Genomic DNA, 3,709 nt, shown 5'->3' with positions numbered 1-3,709 from the left:
CCGCGACCCGAGCACGGCAGGTGCCTCACGCTCTGAAACCAAGGCCTCTACCTGCGGGAACGGTCCTCGTCGACGAATTGGACCGAGAAATGATCACCAAGAATCAAGCCGTGGATTCAGGCTAAGGATCCACCCTCCATCTGGCCAGGCGGCCGGGAAGGCGGGACCTCGAGCCAGTAATGACAAAGTGCCAGGTACCAATTTGACGTGGACTCAAGCATTCGAAAGAGGCCAATGCGCTGGCGCGGTAGGCATTAGGAGCTGCATGGTAGCCAGGGAGTTGGCCACCGATGCACAGAATCTAACCAGGAAATGGTACGGGTATGACAAGGACGATGATGGCACGTGGCGAAATGCCTTCTTGCACACCCTGTGGTCGGCCCTGATGATGACCGTGCTGGGGGAGCGCACCGCCAGCCTGATCGGCAACATCCATGAAACGACAAGCGACAAAGGGGGCTATTGGTCGGCGGCCGACGAACACAACAACAGAACAGGTAGAAGTTTCGGGGCACTGTTCACGCTCAACTACGGGGAGGGTACCATCGTGACTGCGGCAGGTATGGGTAAATTCATAGTGGAACGGCGAAAGTATAAGGTTGAGGGGCAACCTGACCTGTCATGGAAGTGCACGAACGGCAAAAAGATGTGGACATGCTGATCGCGCCAAGCAGGGGCGCGGGGCGGCCAGAGCGTCTGGCTTGATTCGTCCTCGAAACCAACAGGCGGCACAGATGCCGCCGCCTCTCCGCAGTCAGCAACGCCCTCGATGTATCCGCGCACCGGAGGTTGGCGCAACACCCACCCGGCGGGGCCGCAGTCAGTATGAGTCAAGTCAGCTTGGTCCAGGTCGAGCATGGCGTGTGGGAGCTTCCTGGCCGATCCCCGATGGCCGCAGTCCAGGGGGATGACCCCTGCCGTCCACAGGCTCATCTCGGGTCAAGCGGCGGACCGCGTACCGGCACCTGCGGGTGGCAGTGATCTCGTGCTAGAGCAAACTAGCTGTACTTTGCGTACGCACCTGAACCTAACGCTAGGTGCCTTAGTAAGCTGGCTGTGACCTGGCGGATCGGTTGCGTGAATATCCAGGAACGGAACTCTGTGGGTGATAGTATAGGAATTTACGTCGTTCCAGTGGTGCGGCCTCCATTTCTGAGGCAGAAAGCAGGTAGTTGGTAGTGGAGGGAGGGTGGGCCATGCGATCGCGAATGGCGGCAGTCGCTGTGCTGCTGCTATGTGTGTCCTGCAGCAGCACATTACCCGCTAACGGGAAGTGGCTTGCGGCAGTGCAAACAGGGTCGCTGGATGCTGGCAAGAATTACCTCGTGTCCGTTGACGGCAAAACTCAGACGGACGTTGAGCGCTGTTCGGCTGACTCTGACATAGAAGAGCCGGTACTTAGCCGCGATGGCAAATCGGTACTTTTTCTCGGATGTTGGAACAAAGACGCTCCAGATGGAGGAGAGTATGCTGTAAAAGCTTATATCGACGGCCGGATCGTTCAGTTGAATATGAACGCTTCTGCCGGTGTGTGGATTGACGGATCTCAAGCGGTCATCAGCGACTCGGTAGGAACTGTGCACCTCGTGGACTTCTCCGAATCTCCCGCACGCGTTTCAGTAGTTAAGCGCCTTGAAAGTGACGTCAGAACGGTTGATGTAAATCCATCCGGGCGGGATGTGGTCGCACTGTCCGCTCGCAAGGAGGGGTCCCTGGGTACCGGAAAAACATACGCGATTGTTATTTCGCTGCAGTCTGGCTCGGAAAAGCAGGTCCCCTTGCCGGAACGTGCGTCAGCGGCCTTTTGGAAGAGCGACGATGAACTCGTTGTGGAAGCCGGGGATCAGTGGCTGACTGTCGATACCGCGACGGCCAGGACAATCGACCGGAGGCCACGTCCTGCCGAATCACAATTGTCCAGTAGGGCTGAAGGCCATTGCCGTCTGATCGACTCAGTCGATGCAATCATGGTGGGTTGGTGTGCCGAGGCGGGCCGGGTTGTCGGATGGGACGTGGAAGGCAAGGCGTCCACGATTGTGACCGTCTCCGAGGATGGGTCTTCTGCTGCAGTGAGCATCGCTTCAGACCTGGTTGCTGATTCGATCAACTGAGTCGACATGGTCCGCCAGTTGAAGGCCGCCGACGCGATCGGCCTGTACCGCGTCAAAACGCGCGCGTATGGTCTGATCTGGGGTTTCGCCGCGCGAGCTACAGAGGATGAAAGTTCGGGGGGTCATGTCGATCTCGGGTCCGTAACCAGGCCGGTGTGCGCCAGGAAGGCGTTCAACAGGTCGGGACGGTATTGCATCTGCTTGAGTCGGCTGCGGATGATCTTGGCGAGGTCGTCGAGCGTGCAGGGGGCCAGGTTGCCCAGCCCGCGTTTGAGGTGTGACCACACGATCTCCACCGGGTTGAGTTCGGGCGCGTAGGTCGGTAAGTAGAACACCGTCAGCCACGGGCGCGCGTCGATCAGAGTACGCATCGCTGCGTCGACGTGGGTGTTGACGTTGTCCCAGATCAGCACGATCGGCCCGCCGAGCTGCTGGTGAGCGGCATCCAGCAGGCGGGCGTAGTCGTGTGGGTGCCGAAAACTCGGCCGTTGGGACTGACCTGGAGGTTTGGTGTTTCAGCGCTGGCAGGCATGATCGCTTCCATGGTGCTGCGACTGGTTTATCTGATCTTCGTTCGGCTCTCAGGCTGGGTGGTGCTGCTGGGTCGCTCGCAGAGGTCGAAGGACGCGGAGATTCTGGTCCTGAGACATCAGCTCGCGGTGTTGCGTCGGCAGGTTGCAAGGCCTCGCCCGTCGTGGGCGGATCGGGCGGTGATCAGTGCGCTGGCGCGCCTGCTGTGTCCGGCCGGTCGTCGGCGGTTGTTCGTGACGCCGGGCACGCTGCTGCGCTGGCACGCCGATCTGGTACGGCGGCGCTGGACCTTCAAGCGCCGCGCCCAGGGCCGGCCGCCCACGCGCACCTCCATCCGGACCTTGATACTTCGTCTGGCCCGGGAGAATCCGCTGTGGGGTTACCGGCGGATCGCCGGGGAACTCGCCGCTCTGGGCTATCGGGTCGGGGCCTCCACCGTGTGGCTCATCATGAAGAGGGCCGACATCGATCCAGCGCCGCGACGCTCGGGACCGACCTGGGGCGAGTTCCTGCGGGCTCAAGCTGAGGGGATCTTGGCGTGTGATTTCTTCCACTGCGACACCGTGCTGTTTCAACGCCTGTATTGCCTGGTCGTCATGGAGGTCAGCACCCGCCGGGTGCATGTGCTCGGTGTCACCGAGCATCCGACGGGGCCGTGGGTGGCGCAGCAGGCAAGAAACCTGATGATCGAGCTGGGGGACAGGGCGGAGGGGTTCAGGTTCCTCATCTGCGATCGGGATACCAAGTTCACCGCGATGTTCGACGAAGTCTTCACGGCCGAGGGCATCCGCATTCTCAAGAGTCCACCTCGGGCTCCGCGGGCCAACGCGTTCGCCGAACGCTGGATCGGCGGCCTGCGTCGAGAACTCCTTGATCGGACCCTCATCGTCAACTCCCGCCACCTTCGACGCGTGCTGGCCGCCTACGAGACCCACTTCAATGAGCCCTTTTCATCCTGAGTAGCGGCCTTCTTCCACCAGCTGCAGCACGAGGATCGCCTGCACGAGTGCGGTCGCGCGATGCGGGCAACAGCGCAGCCTGGTCAGCACCTTCCAGGACTTCAGGGT

Annotated in this window: 4 protein-coding genes and 1 pseudogene; 3 read left to right on the top strand and 2 right to left on the bottom strand. The window is 60.9% G+C overall.

Going from position 1 to position 3,709, the window contains the following annotated elements; translation table 11 throughout:
* Positions 1-265: 265 nt before the first annotated feature.
* Both ACTWPW_RS63250 and ACTWPW_RS63245 read left to right on the top strand, forming a co-directional pair.
* Entirely contained in the window at positions 266-661 is a 396-nt protein-coding gene (locus tag ACTWPW_RS63250) for a DUF6973 domain-containing protein (protein ID WP_443174892.1), read from the top strand.
* A 664-nt stretch (positions 662-1,325) separates the two neighbouring features.
* Positions 1,326-2,111 carry a hypothetical protein gene (locus ACTWPW_RS63245; RefSeq protein WP_443174891.1) on the top strand — a complete coding sequence of 262 codons (786 nt, stop codon included), beginning with the start codon at positions 1,326-1,328 and terminating at the stop codon, positions 2,109-2,111.
* Between the two features lie 122 nt (positions 2,112-2,233).
* Here ACTWPW_RS63245 and ACTWPW_RS63240 read toward each other — a convergent pair whose 3' ends face one another.
* Positions 2,234-2,524: a transposase gene (locus tag ACTWPW_RS63240; protein ID WP_443174890.1), complete on the bottom strand. Its 291-nt coding sequence runs from the start codon at positions 2,522-2,524 to the stop codon at positions 2,234-2,236.
* 21 nt (positions 2,525-2,545) lie between these two features.
* Here ACTWPW_RS63240 and ACTWPW_RS63235 point away from each other — a divergent pair, with 21 nt between their 5' ends.
* Positions 2,546-3,601: an integrase core domain-containing protein gene (locus ACTWPW_RS63235; RefSeq protein WP_443174889.1), complete on the top strand. Its 1,056-nt coding sequence runs from the start codon at positions 2,546-2,548 to the stop codon at positions 3,599-3,601.
* On the opposite strand, the pseudogene ACTWPW_RS63230 reads toward ACTWPW_RS63235, so the two are convergent.
* Positions 3,593-3,709 (bottom strand): annotated as a pseudogene (locus ACTWPW_RS63230) (IS5/IS1182 family transposase); the annotation flags it as partial. The gene ACTWPW_RS63235 and the pseudogene ACTWPW_RS63230 sit on opposite strands and share 9 nt — an antisense overlap.

Source organism: Nonomuraea sp. KM90 (genome assembly GCF_052246675.1).
In the GTDB taxonomy this organism is placed as follows: Bacteria; Actinomycetota; Actinomycetes; order Streptosporangiales; family Streptosporangiaceae; genus Nonomuraea.
The sequence above is the reverse complement of the archived record's forward strand: the minus strand, read 5'-3'. Positions and strand labels throughout refer to the sequence as shown.

What these genes read in the sequence shown, in the direction of transcription:
- ACTWPW_RS63250 (WP_443174892.1), top strand. Translation starts at nt 266, where the DNA reads ATGGTAGCCAGGGAGTTGGCCACCGATGCACAGAATCTAACCAGGAAA.